Below are 20,775 nucleotides of genomic sequence, written 5' to 3'. Positions count from 1 at the left end.
TCCCTGCCTAGTGCGCAATTGCGCACGGGAGCAGGGACCCATACGCCGCGGCTTCTGTTGTGAACGGGACTCGTCGTTCCAGCGTAGCCCGACGATCTGCATCGATGGTTATGGGTCCCTGCTTTCGCAGGGACGACATGGAGTGTGCTGCCACTGCTCAGCGCAGGCTGGCGTTGATCTTGTCGAGCACCGCTGAGCCGGGGCACAGCGCCTGCTCGTCCAGCGTGTTGAGTGGCGTCTCGACGGTGTCGAGATGGGTGTGCAGATCCTCGGCATCCGGATCGACATAGAGCAGACCGGTGACGATCTGGCCCTTGGCCGCGTGCTTCTGCAGGAAGGTCATCGCGCCGAGGCGATCATGCGGATCGTAGTCGGCGTCGAGCTTGCGCAGCGCGAGCCGCGAGCCGTCATGCTGCTCGACCACCTGCACGGTGCCCGGCGCATAGTCGACGCTGATCGGATCGCGGCCGACCAGCACGTCGAGGCGGTTCACCGCGTCATTGTGCTCGCGGACATAGTCAAAACTCTTGGTCGAGCCGGCGTGGTTGTTGAAGGCGATGCAGGGGCTGATCACGTCGATGAAGGACGCGCCCTTGTGGCGGATCGCAGCGGCAATCAAGGGAACCAATTGCGTCTTGTCACCGGAGAAGCTGCGGGCCACGAAGGTGGCGCCGAGTTGCAGCGCGATCGCGACCAGGTCGATCGCATTGTCGGTGTTGGTGACGCCCTTTTTCGACTTCGAGCCGCGGTCGGCGGTGGCCGAGAACTGGCCCTTGGTCAGGCCGTACACGCCGTTGTTCTCGACGATATAGGTCATGTTGACGGCGCGCCGGATCGAATGCGCGAACTGGCCGAAGCCGATCGAGGCGGAATCGCCGTCGCCGGAGACGCCGAGATAGATCAGGTCGCGGTTGGCGAGGTTGGCGCCGGTCAGCACCGACGGCATACGGCCATGCACCGAGTTGAAGCCGTGCGAATTGCCGAGGAAGTAGTCCGGCGTCTTCGACGAGCAGCCGATGCCGGAAATCTTCGCCACCCGGTGCGGCTCGATCGAGAGCTCGTAACAGGCCTCGATGATCGAGGCGGTGATCGAATCGTGGCCGCAGCCGGCGCACAGGGTCGAGATCTTCCCCTCATAGTCGCGGTGGGTATAGCCCAGCTCGTTCTTCTTCAGGCCCGGATGATGGAACTTCGGCTTTGCAATGTAGGTCATGTCACGGCCTTGCGGAGAGGGGTCACCTTGAGATGATCCTGGTGGTCGCCGATCGCGCCTGCGATGAAGCGCGCGGTGATCGGCGTGCCGTCATAGTGCAGGATCGGCACCAGCCTGACGGGGTCGATGCCGTTCTCGTTGACGATCAGCTGGCGGAGCTGCGCGTCGCGGTTCTGTTCGACCACGTAGACGAAATCGTGGTCGGCGATGAAGCTTGCGACGCTGGAGTGGAACGGGAAGGCGCGGATGCGCATGCGGTCGAGCTGATGGCCGCGCGCCTCCAGGATCCCGATCGCCTCGTCCATCGCGGGCGAGGTCGAGCCGAAATAGATCACGCCGTATTTGGTCGGCTTGGCCGCATTGGCCTGCAGCGGCCGCGGCACCATGTCCTGCGCGGTCTCGAACTTGCGCACCAGGCGCTGCATGTTGTCGGCGTAGACGGCGCCTTCCTCGGAATAGCGCGCGTAGCGGTCGCGCGAGGTGCCGCGGGTGAAGTAGGAACCCTTGGTCGGATGCGTGCCCGGATAGGTGCGATAGGGGATGCCGTCGCCGTCGACGTCGAGATAGCGGCCGAAGTCGCGGCCTTCCTCGAGCATCTCCGCCGTCATCACCTTGCCGCGGTCGTATTGCTTCGCGTCATCCCACTTCAGCGGACGGCACAGCCGGTGGTTCATGCCGATGTCGAGATCGAGCATCAGGAAGATCGTGGTCTGCAGCCGCTCGGCGAGGTCGAAGGCGGCCGCGGCGAACTCGAACGCCTCCGCCGGATCCTCCGGGAACAGCAGCACGTGCTTGGTATCGCCATGCGAGGCATAGGCGCAGGCGATCACGTCGCATTGCTGGGTGCGGGTCGGCATGCCGGTCGAGGGGCCGGCGCGCTGGATGTTCATGATCACGGCCGGTATCTCGGCGAAATAGGACAGGCCGATGAACTCGGTCATCAGCGAGATGCCGGGACCCGAGGTCGCGGTGAAGGCCCGCGCGCCGTTCCAGGACGCGCCGATCACGATGCCGATCGAGGCGAGCTCGTCCTCGCCCTGCACGATCGCGTATTTCGCCTTGCCGGTCTCGGGATCGTGGCGGTACTTCTTGCAGTGGCTGGTGAAGGCTTCCGCCACCGACGATGACGGGGTGATCGGATACCAGGCGCACACGGTGGCGCCGCCATAGACGGCGCCGAGCGCGGCCGCGCTGTTGCCTTCGACGAAGATGCGGTCGCCGACCTTGTCGGACTTTTTCACCCGCAGCCCGAGCGGGCATTTCAGGTTCTGCAGCGCCCAGTCGCGGCCGAGATGCAGCGCATGGACGTTCGAGGAGAGCAGCTTCTCCTTGCCCTTGTACTGCTCGCCGATCAGCTGCTCGACCAGCTTGGGATCGAGGTCGAGCAGCGCGCAGAGCGCGCCGAGATAGATGATGTTCTTGAACAGCTGGCGCTGCCTGGGATCGGTGTAGGTCGAGTTGGTGATCGCGGTCAGCGGCACGCCGATGACGGTGATGTCCTCGCGGAATTTCGACGACGGCATCGGCTTGGTCGAATCGTAGAACAGATAGCCGCCGGGCTCGATCGAGGCGACGTCCTTGTCCCAGGTCTGCGGATTCATCGCCACCATCAAGTCGACGCCGCCGCGGGCGCCGAGATGGCCGTCCTCGGTGACGCGCACCTCATACCAGGTCGGCAGGCCCTGGATGTTGGAGGGGAAGATGTTGCGTGGTGAGACCGGCACGCCGTGGCGCAGGATCGAACGCGCGAACAGTTCGTTGGCGGAGGCCGAGCCCGAACCGTTGACGTTGGCGAAGCGGACGACGAAGTCGTTTACGCTGCTGATCGGGCTTTGGACTGACATGTTGATCCCGCTTGAACCATATCGATGAGGTACTTCTGCATGTCCCAGGCGCCGGTCGGGCAGCGCTCGGCACACAGCCCGCAATGCAGGCAGACGTCTTCGTCCTTCACCATGACGCGGCCGGTCTTCAGGTCACCGGAGACGTAGAGCGCCTGGTCGTGATGCGGCGAGGGCGCTTTCAGCCGCTGCCGCAAATCATCCTCCTCGCCGTTCTCGGTGAAGCTGATGCAGTCCATCGGACAGATGTCGACGCAGGCGTCGCATTCGATGCACAGCGGCGCGGAGAAAACCGTCTGCACGTCGCAATTCAGGCAGCGCTGCGCCTCGCCGAGCGCGAGCTTGAGGTCGTAACCGAGCTCGACCTCGGCGCGGATGTCCTTCAGCGCGACCACCTTGTCGCGATGCGGCACCTTGAAGCGCTTGTCGGCGGAGATGTCGTTGTCGTAGCTCCACTCGTGGATGCCCATCTTCTGCGAGGAGACGTGCACCTCGGGCAGCGGGCGCTCGTTGATGTCCTCGCCGGACAGCAATCGGTGGATGGAGAGCGCGGCGTCGTGGCCATGCGCCACCGCCCAGATGATGTTCTTCGGCCCGAACGCCGCATCGCCGCCGAAGAACACCTTCGGATTGGTCGAGACGAACGTCTTGGGATCGACCTTCGGCATGTGCCACTTGTCGAATTCGATGCCGCAATCGGCTTCGATCCAGGGGAACGCGTTCTCCTGGCCGACCGCAACGAGCACATCGTCGCAGGACACGGTCTCGTCAGGCTCGCCCGAGGGCACCAGATTGCGGCGGCCCTTGGCGTCGTACTCCGCCTTCACCTTCTGGAAGGTGACGCCAATCAGCTTGCCGGCGACATGCTTGAACGCCACCGGCACCATGTAGTTGAGGATCGGGATGTCCTCGTGCAGCGCGTCTTCCTTCTCCCACGGCGAGGCCTTCATTTCCTCGAAGCCGGAGCGGACGATCACCTTGACGCTCTCGCCGCCGAGGCGGCGCGCGGTGCGGCAGCAATCCATCGCGGTGTTGCCGCCGCCGAGCACGATGACGCGGCGGCCGATCTTGTCGACGTGGCCGAACGACACGTTGGCCAGCCACTCGATGCCGATATGGATGTTGGCGGCGGCCTCCTTGCGGCCGGGGATGTCGAGCTCGCGGCCGCGCGGCGCGCCGCTGCCGACGAAGATCGCATCATAATTCTCGGCGAGCAGCTGCTTCAGGCTGTCGACGCGCTGGCCGCCCCTGAACTCGACACCGAGGTTCAGGATGTAGTCGGTCTCCTCGTCGATCACGCTGTCAGGCAGGCGGAATTTCGGAATCTGGCTGCGCATCATGCCGCCGGCCTTGGGATCGCCGTCGAACACCGTGCAGTGATAGCCGAGCGGCGCGAGATCGCGCGCCACCGTGAGCGAGGCGGGGCCGCCGCCGACCAGCGCGACGCGTTTGCCGTTCTTCGGTCCCGGCTTCGGCAGGCGATGCTTGATGTCGTCCTTGAAGTCCGCCGCGACGCGCTTCAGGCGGCAGATCGCGACCGGATTGTCCTCGACCCGGCCGCGGCGGCATGCCGGCTCGCATGGACGGTCACAGGTGCGCCCGAGAATGCCGGGGAACACGTTGGACTTCCAATTGATCATGTAGGCGTCACTGTAACGCCCCTCAGCAATCAACCGGATGTACTCGGGAACAGGGGTGTGTGCGGGGCAGGCCCATTGGCAGTCGACTACTTTATGAAAGTAATCCGGCGCCGAGATATCAGTCGGTTTCATTCCTACCTTTGACCCGCGCGAAAATGCCAGACCCGCGCGGCCTTATCGTTGACGACGAACGCTCACGTGGCGTTGTTCTGGTTTTTGAATTGGATCATAGGCTTATCTTATTAGAGCCGTTCCAGAGAAGGCAAAGGCTAAATTGTCCGATCATCAGCTTTCGCGCGGCTGATGCGCGTGTAGCGTTAATCTCGATTGCGTTATGTGGCGGTGCAACATGATCTGCACCGCCACGCTTGCTTGAGAGGATGTTTTTCGGAAAAGCGCATCGCACGTTTCCCGATCGTGCTTTACGGGCGCGGAAGGTCGCTCTTCGCGATATCCCACAACAGCCTGTAGACGCCGCTGGTGACCACGAGCGGCTTCAAGGCGGCATTGCCGGTGATGCCCGCAGCGGCTTTGGGGACCGCGCTGACGTCGGTGGCGTCGATCAGCACGAACCAGTCACCGGCGCCGGGATCGGCTTTCTCCGCATCCGGCGTGAGCGGTTTCGACAGGTCAGGGTCGTTCTCCAGGAGGTGCATCGAGATGATGCCGTCGCGCGAAGCTGGATCGAGTTGCTCCCGCAATGCAGCGCGAAGTTTGTCCGCGCCTTCGGCGGGCGGGCGCAGGCGGATGATGCCGAGCGCTGCGCCCCTGCCGACGCCGCGGCTGATCGTGATGCGCGCGACCCCGCGGATCATGTTCTGAAAGCGCGCGATATTGGCCTTTGACCAGTCGGTCTGGTTGGCGAGCGCCTTGCGATAGGCCGGGCTCTCGAGCACATCGAAGGTCGCGGTCGAGTAGAGGCTGAGATATTTCGGCTTGCCGTCATGGGCGACGTAGCGGCGGGCTTCCAGGAAGCCGTCGATGGCGACCCGTTCCTCGAGATGCTCGCGGTCGTACCAGCGATTGAATTCAGCTTCGTGCAAGCTGTCGATATCCATCGAGGTCAGCAGCATGCCTTGTCCGGCGATTGGCATCGAGTGCTCCTTTTTTGCCTGTTTTATCCGCGCAATATCGCCTGATCGCGCGGACCAGGGAAGCCGGTTCCCGTCACCACAGACCAAGGATTGCCACAATTGCTGCAATCCTGTTCAGCACCGGTTCACAGAGGTAGCATTTCATTCGTTACGCCAACTCTCGAGAAGAAAAGGGACGACCACCATGGCACGCATTCTGTGGGCATTGATCGTCGGTCTGGTGTCGTTCGCCTCGCTTCCCGTGCATGCGCAGGATCAGGAAAAGCGTCTCGCACTTGTCGTCGGCAACGGCGCCTATGAGGCCGGCGCGTTGCAGACCGCCGCGAACGATGCCGGCCTGATCGCGCAGACCTTGCAGGCCGCCGGCTTCGATGTGATCGGCGCACGCGATCTCGACGGCGAGACGCTGCGCAAATCGTTCCGCGATTTCATCCAGAAGGTGCAGGAGGCGGGGCCCAATGCCGTCGCCTTTGTCTATCTCGCCGGCTACGGCGTGCAGCTCACCGGCGAGAACTATTTCGTGCCGGTCGACGCCAAGATTGCCCGCGACACCGACGTGCCGGTCGAGGCGATCCGCATCTCCGACTACAGCCACCAACTCTCGGCGCTGCCGATCAAGGCCGGCGTGATCGTGCTCGATGCGGCGCGCAGCAATCCCTTCGCCAAGGAAGGCCAGCCGCTGGCCGGCGGTCTTGCGCTGGTCGATCCCGATCCGAAGATGCTGATCGGCTTCAATTCGGCGCCCGGCACCGTCGCCCCTGACGGTGCGCCGCCTTACGGGCCTTATGCGCAAGCGTTGGCGGAAATGATCCGCACCGGCGGCCTGACCTTGCCCGAGGTGTTCGACCGCGTCCGCCTGCGCGTCAACGAGATGACCAAGGGCGCCGAGATCCCGTGGGATGCGCACAAGGTCGACGCGCCCTTCATGTTCTTCGAGCGCAAGCCGGACGCCCCGCCGCAGCAGGTCGATGCCGGGCTGCGCACCAAGCCGATCCGCGATTTCTCGGCGCAGGATGCCTACGCTGCGGCGCTGGAGCGCGACACGCTGCAGGGCTACGAGGATTACCTGCAGGCCTATCCGAACGATCCGCTGGCGAGGCGCGTGCGCGCGATCGTGGCGGCGCGGCGCGAAGCCATCACCTGGCGACGCAGCTACAACGCCGACACGCCTGATGCGTACTGGTCGTACCTGCGGCGTTATCCGCGCGGGCCGCATGCATACGACGCCCGGCGCCGGCTGGCCTATCTGTCGGCCGCGCTCGAGCCGCCGCCGCAGTTCACGGTGCTCGACTATGACGTGCCGCCGCCGCCGCCCGACGAGGTCGTCTATGTCGACCGTCCGGTGCTGTACTACAGCGATCCGGTGTTCGACTTCGCGCCGCCCCCGCCGCCGCCGGTGGTCTTCCTGCCGCCGCCGCCGCCGGACTTCGTCGTGCTGCCGCCACCGCCGCCGCCGATCGGCCTGTACGTGCTGCCGACGCCGATGTTCGTGGCGATGCCGGCCTATGTCGCCGCACCGGCCTATGTCGTGCCGCCGCAGAACAACATCGTGTTCAACAACATCCACAACACCACCGTCATCAACACGGTGATCAACAATCCCAACCCGACGCCGGCGCAGCTCCATGCGGCCGGGGTGACGGCGGCGATGGGCGGCGCGCCGGTGACGGCGGCACCGCGACTGCCGGCTGCGGCAATGCAGCGCGCCAACCTGCCGGGCGCTCCGCAAGGCGTGACGCCCGCGCAAGGTGCGGCGATGGGAGCTCCACGCGCCGCACCAAACGCTGCCGCGGCACCGAACGCTGCTGCCACTCCGAATGCTGCCGCCGCTCCGAATGCGATGGGCGCGCCGGGCACACCGGGTGCGCACACCCTGCCGGGCGCAAAGAATGGACCGCCGCTGCCGCAGTCAGCGACCGCACCCGCCAATGCCATGCAGCATGGCGCTGTGCCGCCGGGAGCCGCACAACCCGGCGCCGCGCAACCGGGGGCAAAGCCGAATACGGTGGTGCCGGGCAAGCCGGCGACCGCGATGGCGCCTGCCAATGCGCAGCCTGCTCCTCCGGCCAAGCCCGGTGCCGCCCCGGCGACGAACGCGCCGGCGTCGCCCGCGGCCGCCGGCAAGCCGGGCGCGCAACCGCTCTCGCATGCCGCGACCGCTCCGACCGCAAACGTGAAGCCCTCGGCGCCGCCGTCACCGGCGAACCGCGCGATGTCGACACGGCCGCCGCCGGCCGCGCGCCCGGCACCCGCCCGCGCCGCGGTGTCGCCGGCGCCGGTCTCCCGGCCCGCGCCGGCGCATGCCGCAGCTCCGCCGGTGCGGGCCGCAGCTCCGCCGCCGCGGCCGGTTGCCCCGCCGCCGCGTGCCGCCGTCGTTGCGCCGCGTCCGGCACCGGCTCCGGCCCCGCACGTTGCGCCGCCGCCACGGCCGGCGATGCAGGCGCAACGCGCAGCACCGCCGCCGCCGCGAATGGCGGCGCCGCCAAGGCCTGCGCCCGCGCCACGGGCAGCGCCGGCATGTCCTCCCGGCAAGTGCAAACATTGAGGGAAGCAGGGAGCCGGTCGAATTCTTCACCGGCTCCTGATGTCGAGGGTGTTCCTGCCGCGGCCTAAAGCGCGATGAGATGAGGTTGAGCTGGAGCGGCATCGAAGGTTCACCTCTCCCTTGGGAGAGGTCGATTTGCGCAGCAAATCGGGAGAGGGGTTACGGTCTATCGAGAGAACAAGAGCCCTCACCCGGATTGCTTCGCAATCCGACCTCTCCCCGGTGGGGAGAGGTGGACCGAAATCGCGGCAAGCCGATTCACTCCAATCTCACAATCAGGCTTTAGCCCTTGGCGGCGAGGTCGGCGATCGCCTTCATCACGGCGTTGCGGATGCCGGGATCGTAGAGGATATGGCCTGCGCCATCGACGATGCGGACCTCGCTGCCCGGCCAGCGCGCAACGAGCGCGTGCGATGTCGCGGGCGGGCACAACAGATCGTAGCGGCCCTGCACCAGGATGCCGGAAATGCCGGCGAGCCTGCCGGCCTCGTCCATCAACTGGTGCGGCCGCATGAAGCAATTGTTGGCGAAGTAGTGCGCCTCCATGAACGGCGTCGAGGGCAGGGCGCCTGAGGCCTTGAGGTCGAGCCGCGTCTGCTTCGGCGTGTGCTCCGACAGCGCGCGTTCGGTGTCGTGCCAGGCGCGCGCGGCCGGCGCATGCACGGCGGCGTCGGGATCGAGGATGCGGCGATAATAGGCCGCAAGCGGCGCTGCACGCTCGCTCTCGGGCAGGAAGTTGAGGAAGTCCTCGGAGAGGGCGGGATAGAAGCGCGGCAAGGCGCGCAGGAAAACGTCGTCCAGCTCCTCGGCTGTGCCGAGAAACGTCGCGCGCAGCACCAGCCCGCTGACCCGCTCGGGATGGGCCTGCGCATAGGCCAGCGCCAGCGTCGCGCCCCAGGAGCCGCCGACCACCATCCAGCGCGCGAAGCCGAACCGCTCGCGGATCTTCTCCATGTCCGCGATCATGTGCTGCGTCGTGTTGTTGTCGCGGCTGCCTTTCGGCCGGCTGCGGCCGCAGCCGCGCTGGTCGAACAGCACGGCGTGAAAGCGCTCGGGATCGAACAGCCGGCGATGATCGGGCTGGCAGCCGCTGCCCGGGCCGCCATGCAGATAGACCGCGGGAATGCCGCCCTCGCGCCCGACGCTCTCGACGTGGAGATCGTGGCCATCGCCGACGTCGAGCCATTCCGACGTCAGCGGCGCAAAGGGATCGGCACGCCTCGCGGCCTTGCCGACATCGGCGTCAGGCGCCATTGCGCTTGTCCTGGGATTCGTTCCGGGGTTCGTCCGTCTCCAGCGTGCCGCCGGCGAAGTTGCGATACAGGAAGCGGTTCTGCGTGCCGGCGGATTCCCGCTCGGCCTGCTTGAAGATTTCCTCGTGTCGCGGCGACAGCGCGCAGGCCGGATCGGTGTTGGCGGCATCGCCGGTCAGCGCAAAGGCCTGGCAGCGGCAACCGCCGTAATCGACCTCGCGGAATTCGCAACTCTTGCACGGCTCCGGCATCCAGCCTGTGCCGCGATAGCGGTTGAAGGCCTCCGAGTTCTGCCAGATCCAGGCGATCGAATGGTTCGATCGCACCGATTCGAATTCGAGCCCGGTGATGCTCTCGGCGGCGTGGCACGGCAGCACCTTGCCGGCCGGCGAGATGTTGAAGAACTGGCGGCCCCAGCCGCCCATGCATTTCTTCGGCCGCAGCGCGTAGTAATCCGGCACCACATAGTCGATCGCGAGCGTGCCCTTCAGGCGCACCTGGGCTTCCTCCACGATGCGGCTGGTCTCCTCGATCTGCTCGATCGTCGGCATCAGCGCGGCGCGGTTCTTCAACGCCCAGCCGTAATACTGCACGTTGGCGACCTCGAGCCGGTCGGCGTCGAGGTCGACCGCCATCTGGATGATGTCGGGCAGCTGATGCAGGTTCTGCCGGTGCATCACCGCATTCACCGTGAGCGGCAATTCCACCTCGCGCGTCCATTTCGCGACCTCGAGCTTCTTCCTGTGCGCATCTTTCAGCCCTGCGACGCGATCGGCGACGATGGGCTCGTTGCCCTGGAAGCTGATCTGCACATGGCTGAGGCCGGCATCGGCCAGCGCCGCAAGCTTGTCCCTGGTCAGCAGCACGGCGGAGGTGATCAGGTTGGAATACAGCCCGACATCGGTCGCGTGCTGCACCAGCTCGACGATATCCTTGCGCGCGGTCGGCTCGCCGCCGGAGAAATGGACCTGCAGCACGCCGAGCTCGGCAAGCTCGCTCAGCACCTTCTTCCATTCCTCGGTGGTGAGCTCGGTCGAGCCGCGGTCGAGCTCGACCGGATTCGAGCAATAGGGACATTGCAGCGGGCAGCGGTGGGTGATCTCGAGCAGCACCGCGAGCGGGATGCCGTAGGTCTCAGCCGCCGAGCGCGTTTGCTCGAGCACCGCGAGCCCGTCGGTCGGGCCTGGCGCTGTCATCTTGTTGTCGGCGAGTGTGTCACTCATGCTGTGCTCTCGCGCGCTTCGGTGAGAAAGCCCTTGTCGGCCAGATCCTGCAACATGGCGATCACGTCGGTCGCGATCGCATCGCGCGGGGCGGCATATTTCTCCGCGAGCTGGTCCACCATCGCGGCGACGCTGCGCACGCCGTCGCAGAGCTGCAGCACCTCGACCGCGATGTCATCCGGCGCCAGCACGCGCTCCGGCGCCAGGATCACCCAGACCTGCCGCGTCTCGTCGAATTTCAGCTTGGTGTGGCGCGGCAGTTTCGGCCGGCTGGTCTCGCTGACGCTGATGTTGCGGCTGGCCATGATCGTGTCCCTAACCTGTCTTCGGCACGAAGGCGCCGGGCGGAATCTGGCCGTCGACATAGGCGTGATAGAGCGCATCGAGTTGCACCCACAGCACGTTGGTCTTGAAGATCAGCGCGTTGCAGACCGCCTCGCGCTCGGCCGGCGTCCTGGCGTGCTGCTTGACGTAGTCAAGCGCGAAACCGGCGTCGCGCGGCGCCTGGGTCAGGCGGCGGCTGAAATAGCTCATGATATCAGGGTTGACGAAGTCGTAGTGCTTCAGCATCCCCGAGATGCGCTCCTCGTGCAGGTTCGGCGCGAACAATTCGGTGAGCGAGGAGGCGATCGCCTCCAGTGGGGTGCGGTCGCGGCAGAAATGCACATAGGCTTCCACCGCAAAGCGCGTCGCCGGCAAGATGCCTTCGGTGGACTCCACATAGGCCGTGTCGAGGCCGAGGCCTTCGGTCAGCTTCAGCCAGCGCTCGATGCCGCCTTCATTGCCGAGATCGCCGTCGTGATCCTCGATGCGGTGGCGCCATTCGATCCTTGTGTTGCGGTCGCGGAAGCGCGAGATCACCATCGCGTCCTTCAGCGGGATCGTGCTCTGGTAGTAGTAGCGGTTCAGCGCCCAGGCCTGGACCTGGCCCTTGTTGAGCTTGCCGCCGTGCAGCAGGCGGTGGAACGGGTGCAGGCTGTGATAGCGCGTGGCACCGATCGTGCGCAGCGTCGCCTCCATCTCCTCGGCACTGCCGAGCGTGATGCCCTTGCCGATCGAGAGCGCGGTCATTCCGGTGGTAGGCACGACATTCACAGCACGATCTCCGTTCCGTCGGAGGGAATCTGCCAGCCCGCCTGTTCGGCCGCCTTGCGTTCGGCCGAGGTCCCAAGCAGCGCCGGGTTGGAGTTATTGATATGCAAAAACACTTTTCGTCCGATGTCGAGCCCGGCGAGGCTGGCGATCGCACCCTGATCGCCCGACATCGCGATATGGCCCATGCCCTGGCCGGTCTTGTTGCCAAGGCCCGCCGCGATCAGTTCGTCGTCGCGCCACACCGTGCCGTCGAAGAACACCAGCGGGGCGCCCTTGAGCCGTGATTTCAGGTCGTCAGTCACCCGTGCGCAGGCGGCCACAAAGTAGAAGTATTTGCCGCTGCGCCTGTCCGCAATACGCAGGCCGAGCGTATCGCCGACGCCGTCGGCACCCGCCGGGTGCGCCTTGCCCTCGAGATACCACGCGCCCTTGCCGGGAACCTCGAACGGCAGCACCTCGAGCCCGGACGGCGATCCGTCGGGCAGGGCCGGCTCGAAGGCCTGGTCGACCGCGATCGGCCGGCGGTCGACATTTTTGTCGCTGAGCACATTGAAGATGCTGTTCGAGCGCAGGATCGCAAGCACCCGCTCATGCGCGTAGATCGTGAACGGCGAGCCCTCACGCATCGACAGCAGCCCGGCGACCGCGTCGATCTCGCCATTGGTGAGGATGACTCCCGCGATCGGGCTATGGCGCAGTGCGCCGTGCTTCGGATGCAGCTGCGGCGTGGCAATCAACTGCTGGCGCAGATCCGGGGACGCATTGACCAGGAACCAGTGCACGCCGTCGCCGCTGACGGCGATCGAGGCTTGCGTGCTCTGCAGTTCGGGATGGTCGCTTCGCGCCGTCCTGCAGACGGCACAGCCGCAGTTCCACTGCGGAACGCCGCCACCCGCCGCGGCACCCAGGACGACGACACGAAGCATGATCCGTCCCCTGGAGAAGCTTGGCCCTGGAGAAGTTTGTTGGACCTAAAAACGTTACGAGGTGGACCCCGGATTTGAAACACACTCCCTTACTCGGGAGCGCGTTACGCCCGGATGTCCACCTGCGCTAAAACGCTAAACGTGTATGGGGCGCTGCCGCTTACTTGCGGGTTGCGCACATATACATGTTGATTTCCATGCCGACCGACACTTCCACGATCTTCGGTGCTTTCCAGGCCATTTGGCTCTCCTTGTTGCAACCGGACGAACTTTCCGCCCTGCAGAGTAAAGTACTGTGGTTGGAAAAGTTCGCCAGTTAAATTTTCTGTAAGGTGCCGCCTCGAACGGCATGTTGCACTGCGGCAAGTAAATCTTGCCCACTCACAAATTTGTGCACGTGTTTCCCGTCAAAAGCCCGTGGCATCAGACCTTTTTCCTGTTGTTCGCCACACGGTGAATGGTGATGTTGGAATAAGTAAACGGGGGCCCCGCGGTCCTCCGAAGGTCCTGGTGACGATCCTGCGCCTCCCCGCGAGACGGGAAGCGACTAACCGAGCCGAGTTCAGCCGATGCCACGTTATTTCTTCAATACCCGTATCGGCGACGAGCTGATCTCCGATCCCGACGGCGAAATCCTGCGGGATCCGGACCGCGCGTGGGAGATGGCGCGCGCGATGATTCGCGAACTGCTCAAGACCGAGGGCGCCGACGGCGCGCTGCTCAGCGCCGTGATCGAGGTGACGGACGACGAGGGCGAGATCGTTCTGGAGTTTCCATTCACGGAGGCGATTCTCGATCGCCCGGACCGCTCGATGACAAGGCACTGACGCGTGCTGGCCTGCCGCGTGGTCACAACCATGCGTTGGCCGATGTCAGCATGTTTCCGATTGCAATTGTCCGGACAAATTCACAAGACTATGAACGGAAAGCCGAACGGCGCCGGGCGACGTCAATGGCGCAATCAACAACGGCTTCCACCCAGGGGAGATCTTCATGAAAAAACACTCGTTCGCACCGCGCAGCTTGCTGCTCGCGGGGGCCATGCTCGGGGCGTTCACGCTCTCTGCTGCGGCGCAACAGCCGGCCGCGCCGGCGGCAGGCGCCGCCCCGGCCGCCCAGCCGCTGCCGCCGGGCTCACCCTTGCTCGGGCGTCCGGACAATGAAGCCGCCGCCAAGCTCGCGCCGGTGGCGCCGCCGCCGCTGCCGTCCGCGCCCGACAAGCTGCCGCTCGCCAAGCTCAAGGTGCCGGCCGGCTTCAATGTCGAGGTCTATGCGGCCGGCATGGCCAATGCGCGCTCGCTGGCGCTCGGCGACAAGGGCACGGTGTTCGTCGGCAGCCGGCTCGTCGACAAGGTTTATGCGATCGTCAACAAGGACGGCAAGCGCTCGGTCAAGGTGATCGCCTCCGGTCTCTATCGTCCGAACGGCGTCGCCTTCAAGGACGGCACGCTCTACATCGCCGAACTCTCGAAGGTCTCCAAGATCGACAAGATCGAGGACAATCTGGACAACCCGCCGAAGCCCACCGTGATCTACGACAAGCTCCCGAAGGACGAGGCGCATGGCTGGAAGTTCATCGCTATCGGTCCCGACAACAAGCTTTATGTTCCGGTCGGCCAGCCCGGCAACAACGTGCTGCATGACGCCGACCACGGCCAGATCCGCCGCATGAATCTCGATGGCTCCGGCGCCGAGGTCTACGCGCTCGGCGTGCGCAACACGGTCGGCTTCGACTGGAATCCCGAGAACAAGCAGATGTACTTCACCGACAACGGCCGCGACTGGCTGTCGGAGACGGTGCCGGAAGACGAGCTTAACCGCGTCACCAAGGCGGGCGAGGATTTCGGCGCGCCGTACTGCTACCAGGGCAACATCATCGACCAGGAGCTCGGCTGGGGCAAGAACTGCAAGGATTACATCGCGCCGGTCGGCCTGATGGGCCCGCATACCGCTTCGCTCGGCATGCGCTTCTACACCGGCAGCATGTTCCCGAAGAGCTACAAGAACGTGATCTTTGTCGCGCGTCACGGCTCCTGGAACAAGTCGCAGAAGCAGGGTGGTGACGTGGTCGCCGTCAGGCTGAACAAGGACGGCACCGTGAAGTCGATGGAGCCGTTCCTGACCGGCTTCCTCGAGGACAACAAATATGTCGGCCGCCCGGTCGACGTGATGCTGCTGAAGGACGGCTCGCTGCTGGTCTCCGACGACTGGAACGGCGCGGTCTATCGCGTCAGCTACGGCAAGCCGAAGGTCGCCAATCAGTAAGTATCAATCGTCGTCATTGCGAGCGAAGCGAAGCAATCCATACCGCCACTTGCGGAGCTATGGATTGCTTCGTCGCTTCGCTCCTCGCAATGACGGAATATGTCGGGAGTGGCCAATGCACAAAACCATCATCGCAGTCCTGGCGCTGGCCGCTTTCAGCTTCTCCGCAAATGCCGAGACCGTCCAGGAGCGCGCCGCGGCGTGCTTTGCCTGCCATGGCGAGCATGGCACGTCGGAGACCGAGAACACGCCTTCGCTCGGCGGCCAGACGGCGCCCTATGCGCTGATCCAGCTCTTCATGTTCCGCGAGAAGCTGCGGGTGTTCGAGCCGATGAACGAGATGGCGAAGCCGCTGACCGACGACGATTTGCGAAGCTTCTCGGATTTCATCGCGACCTTGCCGAAGCCCACGCCGCCCGCTGACGCCGGCGATCCCGCGCGGATGGCGCGTGGCCAGGCGCTGGCGCAGCAGAACCGCTGCAACAGCTGCCACAACACCGATTTCTCCGGCAAGGACAACGTCCCGCGCATCGCCAACCAGCGCGAGGACTACCTCGCCAAGACGCTGGCCGAATACAAGGACAACAGCCGCCACGGCTATGACGCCACCATGGCTGACGTGATGCAGACGGTCACCAAGGAGCAGATCGACGATCTTGCCTATTACATCGCGCATGTCCGCTGAAACATCGGGCGGCGGGCCGCTGGTCATGTTCTCCGCGCGGCGCTAAAACGCAGCGTCACACGGAGTTGCACATGCAGGATATTTGGCGTCTGTCGGCGGCCGAGCTCGCCAGCCTCATCAAATCGAAGAAGGTGTCGGCGAAGGAGGCGGCGGAGGCCGGGCTCGCCCGGCTCGACGCGGTCAATCCGAAAATCAACGCGGTGGTCGATCACCGGCCGGACGACGTGCTGGCACAGGCCGCGAAGGTCGATGCGGCTATTGCGCGCGGTGAGGCGGTCGGGCCGCTTGCCGGCGTGCCTGTCACCATCAAGGTCAATGTCGACCAGGAGGGCTACGCCACCACCAACGGGCTGAAGGCGCAGCGCGACGTCATCGCCAAGGTCGACAATCCGGTGGTCGCCAATCTGCGCAAGGCCGGCGCGGTGCTGCTCGGCCGCACCAATTGTCCGGCGGTGTCCTATCGCTGGTTCACCACCAATCTCATTCACGGCGACACCAAGAACCCGCGCGATCCCGGGATTACACCGGGCGGCTCGTCCGGCGGTGCGGGCTCCGCGGTCGCGGCCGGCATCGGCCATATCGCGCATGGCACCGATATCGCGGGCTCGGTCCGCTATCCGGCCTACGCCTGCGGCGTGCACGGCCTGCGGCCAAGCATGGGCCGCATCCCGGCCTTCAATTCGGCTCTGCCGGAGCGTCCGATCGGCCCGCAGATCAGCGCGGTGTCGGGCCCGCTGGCGCGCACCGTCAACGATCTGCGCATCTCGCTCGCGGCGATGTCGGCGCCGGACTATCGCGACCCCTGGTATGCGCCGGTGCCGCTCGAAGGACCGCCGCGCGAGAAGCGCGTCGCGATGTGCCTCAATCCCGATGGTCTCAACCCGGTGCCGGAAGTGGTCGCCGCGGTCGCCGACGCCGGCAAGCGATTGCAGAAGGCCGGCTGGATCGTCGAGGAAATCGCCGACACGCCGTCCTTGCGCGAGGCGGCCGAGATTCAGACCCGGCTCTGGCTCGGCGACGGCTATGAGGCCCAGCTCGCTTTCGCCGAGCGCGAGGGCGATCCCGGCGCACTGGCTTGCCTGCGTGGCGTCCGCGCCCGCGTGCATCCGTTCGACCTGTCGCAGGCGCTGACCCGCCGCGCGACCTTGACGCGCGAATGGTTCGCCTTCTTCGAGAAATATCCGGTGCTGCTGATGCCGGTGTCCGGCGAGCTGCCGTTCCCCGACCATCTCGACCGCAAGGACGAGGCGTCGTTCGCGCGGGTGTGGCACGCACAGCTGCCGCAGATCGCGATCCCGTTCATGGGGCTTCCCGGGCTCGTGGTCTCCACCGGTCTCGTGGGACGGATCCCGGTCGGCGTGCAGCTGGTGGCCGGACGCTACCGCGAGGATCTCTGCCTTGCCGCCGGCGAGGCGGTCGAGGCCGGCGGCACGCCGTCGTCGCCGATCGATCCGGTACTCTAGCGCATGATGCGGAAAAGTGGGTACCGGTTTTCCCTCGCGACAAACGCGGAACGCGTTTGCGCGGAGATCATGCGCAAGTGAGGTGAACGATGGCGACGGTTTACGATTTCACCGCCAAGTCGCTCGCCGGCGACGAGGTGCCGCTGCAGCGGTTCGAGGGCCAGGTGCTGCTGATCGTGAACACGGCGAGCGCCTGCGGGTTCACGCCGCAATACAAGGGCCTCCAGGAGCTGCATGCCGGCCTCTCGGCGCGCGGCTTTGCCGTGCTCGGCTTCCCCTGCAACCAGTTCGGCGCGCAGGAGCCGGGCGATGCGAGGCAGATCGCCGCGTTCTGCGAGACCAACTACGCCGTGACGTTTCCAATGTTCGCCAAGATCGACGTCAATGGCAGCGGCGCGCATCCATTGTATGAGCACCTGAAACGTGAGAAGTCGGGCCTGCTTGGGCCCGCGATCAAATGGAACTTCACCAAATTCCTGGTCGATCGCGTCGGCAAGGTCGTTGCGCGGCATGCGCCGACCGCCCGGCCCGAAGGATTGAGGAAGGAAATCGAGGCGCTGCTATGAGCGACGACAACGACACCAACGACCAATTCCCCGACCGCCTCTCGGTCGATCCGAACAGCCCGTACTACAATGCGGATATTCTCGCCCGTGATGTCGGCATCCGATTCAAGGGTGCCGAGAAGACCAATGTCGAGGAGTACTGTATCAGCGAAGGCTGGGTCCGCGTCACCGCGGGCAACGCCAAGGACCGTTACGGCAATCCGCTCACCATCAAGGTGCACGGGCCGGTCGAGCCGTATTTCCGGGATAAGAAGTAGGACGCAGTCATTCCGGGGCACGCGAAGCGTGAACCCGGAATCTCAAGATTCCGGGTCTGGTGCTTGCGCACCATCCCGGAATGACGCGGCAAGTAACCTGAAAGCGAATCCCCATGTCTGTCCGCATCGTCGACATCCGCGAGGTCACAAAACCGATCTCCTCGCCGATCCGCAATGCCTATATCGACTTCACCAAGATGACCTCGAGCCTGGTGGCCGTGGTCACCGACGTGGTGCGCGACGGCAAGCGGGTGGTCGGCTACGGCTTCAATTCCAACGGCCGCTACGGGCAGGGCGGTCTGATCCGCGAGCGCTTTGCGCCGCGCCTCAAGGAAGCCGATCCGAAATCGCTGCTCGATGCTGATGGCGGCAATCTCGATCCGGACAAGGTCTGGTCGACGCTGATGTCGAACGAGAAGCCGGGCGGCCATGGCGAGCGCTCGGTCGCGGTCGGCACCATCGACATGGCGGTGTGGGACGCGGTGGCGAAGATCGCGGGCAAGCCGCTGTTCCGGCTGCTCGCCGAGCGCCACGGGCTATCAGCCAATCCGCGCGTCTTCGTCTACGCCGCCGGCGGTTACTATTATCCTGGCAAGGATCTCGGCGCGCTGCGCAAGGAGATGCGCGGCTATCTCGACCGCGGCTACAACGTCGTGAAGATGAAGATCGGCGGCGCGCCGCTTGCCGAGGACCGCGAGCGCATCGAGGCGGTGCTGAAGGAGATCGGCAGCGCGGCGCAGCTCGCGGTCGACGCCAACGGCCGCTTCGATCTGGAGACCGCGATCGCCTACGCCAAGATGCTGCGGGAGTATCCGCTGTTCTGGTACGAGGAGGCCGGCGATCCGCTCGACTACGCGCTGCAGGCCGCGCTGGCCGAGTTCTATCCGGGTGCGATGGCGACCGGCGAGAACCTGTTCAGCCACCAGGATGCACGGAACCTGATCCGCTACGGCGGCATGCGGCCGGACCGCGACTGGCTGCAATTCGATTGTGCGCTGTCCTACGGGCTCTGCGAATATTAGCGGACGCTCGAGATGCTGAAGACCCACGGCTGGTCGCCGAGCCGCTGCATCCCGCATGGCGGCCACCAGATGTCGCTGAACATCGCGGCCGGCCTCGGCCTCGGCGGCAATGAGAGCTACCCCGACCTGTTCCAGCCCTATGGCGGCTTCCCGGACGGCGTGCGCGTCGAGGGTGGCCACATCGTGATGCCCGACCTTCCCGGCATCGGCTTCGAGGGCAAATCCGATCTCTACAAGGAGATGAAGGCGCTGGCGGACTAAGTTCGGCCAGCGACCGCCGACCTACTGGGCGCGGGGCGGGCTTGAGTTCGCTTGCAAAATTTTGTGAGCGTTGCTCAGGAAATTATTGAACGTTGCTCATTTCCGGATATACTCATGAGAACAGGGCGTCTTTGTCCCCGATGATCGGGAGCAGGCGCAAAAACCGATCGTGAGGAGTGCCGCATGCCATATTCAGCCAAGGAACTCCGGGAAGCCGCCGATGCCGGGGTGATCAGCCCAGCTGATCTGGAACGGTTGCTCACTTTCCTGGGGAGCAACGCCGGGCAGGGTCCGGCGTCCGATGCAAGTCCCGCCGCCAAATTCGATGCTGCGCATGTGCTCTGGTACGCCGGTGCGCTCATCGTGATCGGTGCCATGGGCCTGTTCTCGACCTTGGCCTTCACCCAGATGGGGGGCCGGGCGCTGACCATCTGTGCCATCGCCTACGCCACCGCTTTCACAATGGGCGGCCACTATCTCTGGCACCGGAAGAATCTGCGGGTTCCCGGCGGCCTGCTGATCGCGATCGCGGTCTCGATGGCGCCGCTCGCGGTCTACGGCATCCAGGACGAGCTTGGCTGGTGGGGCAAGTTCGGCAAGCCGGGAACCGTGCAGGACTTCTACGTCTGGGTGAAGGGCAGCTGGATTTTCATGGAGATTGCGACGATCGCCGCCGGCATCGTCGCGCTGCGTTACTACCGCTTCGCCTTCATCGTCGCGATCATCTCGGTCGCGCTGTGGTTCATGTCGATGGACCTGGCGCCGTGGTTCAGCGGCATGGCTCACGCCGATTTCGAGATGCGCCGCAGGGTGTCGATCTGGTTCGGACTCGCCGTGCTCGCGGTGGCGTGGATCGTGGACTATCGCAGCCGCAACGGCGACTTTGCGTTCTGGCTGCATCTGTTCGGCCTGATGGCGTTCTGGGGCGGAATTAGCGCGTCCGAAGGCTCAACCGAATTGAGCAAGGCGGTGTACTGCCTGCTCAATGTCGGCCTGATCGTGATCGCCGTGATCCTGATGCGGCGCGCCTATGCGGTGTTCGGCGCGTTCGGCATCTGCCTCTATCTCGGCCACCTCGCCGACGTCGTGTTCAAGGACTCGCTGTGGTTTCCGTTCTCGCTGTCGCTGATCGGCATTGCCGTGATCGCCGCCGGCCTGCTCTACCATCGCAACGAGCGTGCGATCACCGGCTGGATCGACGCGCATCTGCCGGCGGGGCTGCGGCCGCGGTCCGCAACCGCGTGATCGCGACGTCCTGATCGCTTTAGAATCGCTACAATCTGGAATCGCTACAAGAAGGGCGGCGCGCGAGTGCCGCTCTTCTTTTCTCGACGCAAATCCGGAAGCCGACAGAAACCATTCGCATCCTTGACTTTTCCAATCCTGCGCTCGCCGCGATGCGTACCCGCGTCCATTCGTCGCGATT

Annotated in this window: 18 protein-coding genes and 1 pseudogene; 9 read left to right on the top strand and 10 right to left on the bottom strand. The window is 65.0% G+C overall.

What is annotated here, in order from left to right:
- Window positions 1-157 precede the first annotated feature (157 nt).
- From IF803_RS10985 to IF803_RS10970, 4 genes are all read right to left on the bottom strand, one after another.
- A complete protein-coding gene (locus IF803_RS10985; RefSeq protein ID WP_028332672.1) occupies window positions 158-1,213 on the bottom strand; it encodes a 2-oxoacid:ferredoxin oxidoreductase subunit beta in 1,056 nt (351 codons plus the stop codon).
- Entirely contained in the window at window positions 1,210-3,057 is a 1,848-nt protein-coding gene (locus tag IF803_RS10980) for a 2-oxoacid:acceptor oxidoreductase subunit alpha (RefSeq protein ID WP_018273082.1), read from the bottom strand. Before IF803_RS10980 ends, IF803_RS10985 begins: the two co-directional genes overlap by 4 nt.
- Window positions 3,027-4,826, bottom strand: a complete 1,800-nt coding sequence (locus tag IF803_RS10975; RefSeq protein ID WP_304496531.1) for an FAD-dependent oxidoreductase — start codon at window positions 4,824-4,826, stop codon at window positions 3,027-3,029. Before IF803_RS10975 ends, IF803_RS10980 begins: the two co-directional genes overlap by 31 nt.
- 290 nt (window positions 4,827-5,116) lie before the next feature.
- On the bottom strand, window positions 5,117-5,788 hold the full coding sequence (locus IF803_RS10970) for a hypothetical protein (protein ID WP_461192157.1): 672 nt from the start codon (window positions 5,786-5,788) through the stop codon (window positions 5,117-5,119).
- A 184-nt stretch (window positions 5,789-5,972) separates the two neighbouring features.
- On the opposite strand from IF803_RS10970, the gene IF803_RS10965 reads away from it, so the two are divergent.
- A complete protein-coding gene (locus IF803_RS10965; RefSeq protein WP_461192156.1) occupies window positions 5,973-8,333 on the top strand; it encodes a caspase family protein in 2,361 nt (786 codons plus the stop codon).
- A gap of 282 nt (window positions 8,334-8,615) precedes the next feature.
- Here the strand turns inward: IF803_RS10965 and pip are convergent, their stop codons facing one another.
- The 6 genes from pip to pqqA all read right to left on the bottom strand — a co-directional run bounded on the left by pip (window position 8,616) and on the right by pqqA (window position 13,071).
- On the bottom strand, window positions 8,616-9,587 hold the full coding sequence (gene pip / locus IF803_RS10960; protein ID WP_461192155.1) for a prolyl aminopeptidase: 972 nt from the start codon (window positions 9,585-9,587) through the stop codon (window positions 8,616-8,618).
- Window positions 9,577-10,809 (bottom strand): pyrroloquinoline quinone biosynthesis protein PqqE, encoded by a 1,233-nt coding sequence (gene pqqE / locus IF803_RS10955; RefSeq protein ID WP_461192154.1) that lies wholly within the window; start codon window positions 10,807-10,809, stop codon window positions 9,577-9,579. The genes pip and pqqE overlap by 11 nt, the downstream gene beginning before the upstream one ends.
- On the bottom strand, window positions 10,806-11,114 hold the full coding sequence (gene pqqD, locus IF803_RS10950; protein ID WP_461192153.1) for a pyrroloquinoline quinone biosynthesis peptide chaperone PqqD: 309 nt from the start codon (window positions 11,112-11,114) through the stop codon (window positions 10,806-10,808). The genes pqqE and pqqD overlap by 4 nt, the downstream gene beginning before the upstream one ends.
- A 10-nt stretch (window positions 11,115-11,124) precedes the next feature.
- A complete protein-coding gene (gene pqqC, locus IF803_RS10945) occupies window positions 11,125-11,880 on the bottom strand; it encodes a pyrroloquinoline-quinone synthase PqqC (RefSeq protein WP_461192162.1) in 756 nt (251 codons plus the stop codon).
- A 20-nt stretch (window positions 11,881-11,900) separates the two neighbouring features.
- On the bottom strand, window positions 11,901-12,830 hold the full coding sequence (pqqB, locus tag IF803_RS10940; protein WP_461192152.1) for a pyrroloquinoline quinone biosynthesis protein PqqB: 930 nt from the start codon (window positions 12,828-12,830) through the stop codon (window positions 11,901-11,903).
- A 160-nt stretch (window positions 12,831-12,990) separates the two neighbouring features.
- On the bottom strand, window positions 12,991-13,071 hold the full coding sequence (gene pqqA / locus IF803_RS10935) for a pyrroloquinoline quinone precursor peptide PqqA (protein ID WP_035635412.1): 81 nt from the start codon (window positions 13,069-13,071) through the stop codon (window positions 12,991-12,993).
- A 328-nt stretch (window positions 13,072-13,399) separates the two neighbouring features.
- Between pqqA and IF803_RS10930 the strand changes: the two genes are divergently transcribed.
- From IF803_RS10930 to IF803_RS10895, 8 genes and pseudogenes are all read left to right on the top strand, one after another.
- Window positions 13,400-13,657, top strand: coding sequence for a DUF6894 family protein (locus IF803_RS10930; protein ID WP_016839844.1), 258 nt, complete (start codon window positions 13,400-13,402; stop codon window positions 13,655-13,657).
- Between the two features lie 166 nt (window positions 13,658-13,823).
- Complete coding sequence (locus IF803_RS10925) at window positions 13,824-15,095, top strand: PQQ-dependent sugar dehydrogenase (protein ID WP_461192151.1); 1,272 nt, start codon at window positions 13,824-13,826, stop codon at window positions 15,093-15,095.
- 115 nt (window positions 15,096-15,210) lie between these two features.
- Window positions 15,211-15,780, top strand: coding sequence for a c-type cytochrome (locus tag IF803_RS10920; RefSeq protein WP_461192150.1), 570 nt, complete (start codon window positions 15,211-15,213; stop codon window positions 15,778-15,780).
- Window positions 15,781-15,851: 71 nt separating this feature from the next.
- Entirely contained in the window at window positions 15,852-17,243 is a 1,392-nt protein-coding gene (locus IF803_RS10915) for an amidase family protein (protein WP_461192149.1), read from the top strand.
- Window positions 17,244-17,332: 89 nt separating this feature from the next.
- Window positions 17,333-17,809, top strand: a complete 477-nt coding sequence (locus IF803_RS10910) for a glutathione peroxidase (protein ID WP_028342417.1) — start codon at window positions 17,333-17,335, stop codon at window positions 17,807-17,809.
- A complete protein-coding gene (locus tag IF803_RS10905; RefSeq protein WP_028342416.1) occupies window positions 17,806-18,066 on the top strand; it encodes a DUF3297 family protein in 261 nt (86 codons plus the stop codon). The genes IF803_RS10910 and IF803_RS10905 overlap by 4 nt, the downstream gene beginning before the upstream one ends.
- A 113-nt stretch (window positions 18,067-18,179) precedes the next feature.
- Window positions 18,180-19,349, top strand: a pseudogene (locus IF803_RS10900) (mandelate racemase/muconate lactonizing enzyme family protein).
- 183 nt (window positions 19,350-19,532) lie between these two features.
- Window positions 19,533-20,594, top strand: coding sequence for a hypothetical protein (locus IF803_RS10895; protein ID WP_461192148.1), 1,062 nt, complete (start codon window positions 19,533-19,535; stop codon window positions 20,592-20,594).
- Window positions 20,595-20,775 lie beyond the last annotated feature (181 nt).

Source organism: Bradyrhizobium sp. UFLA06-06 (assembly GCF_054820065.1).
The sequence above is the reverse complement of the archived record's forward strand: the minus strand, read 5'-3'. Positions and strand labels throughout refer to the sequence as shown.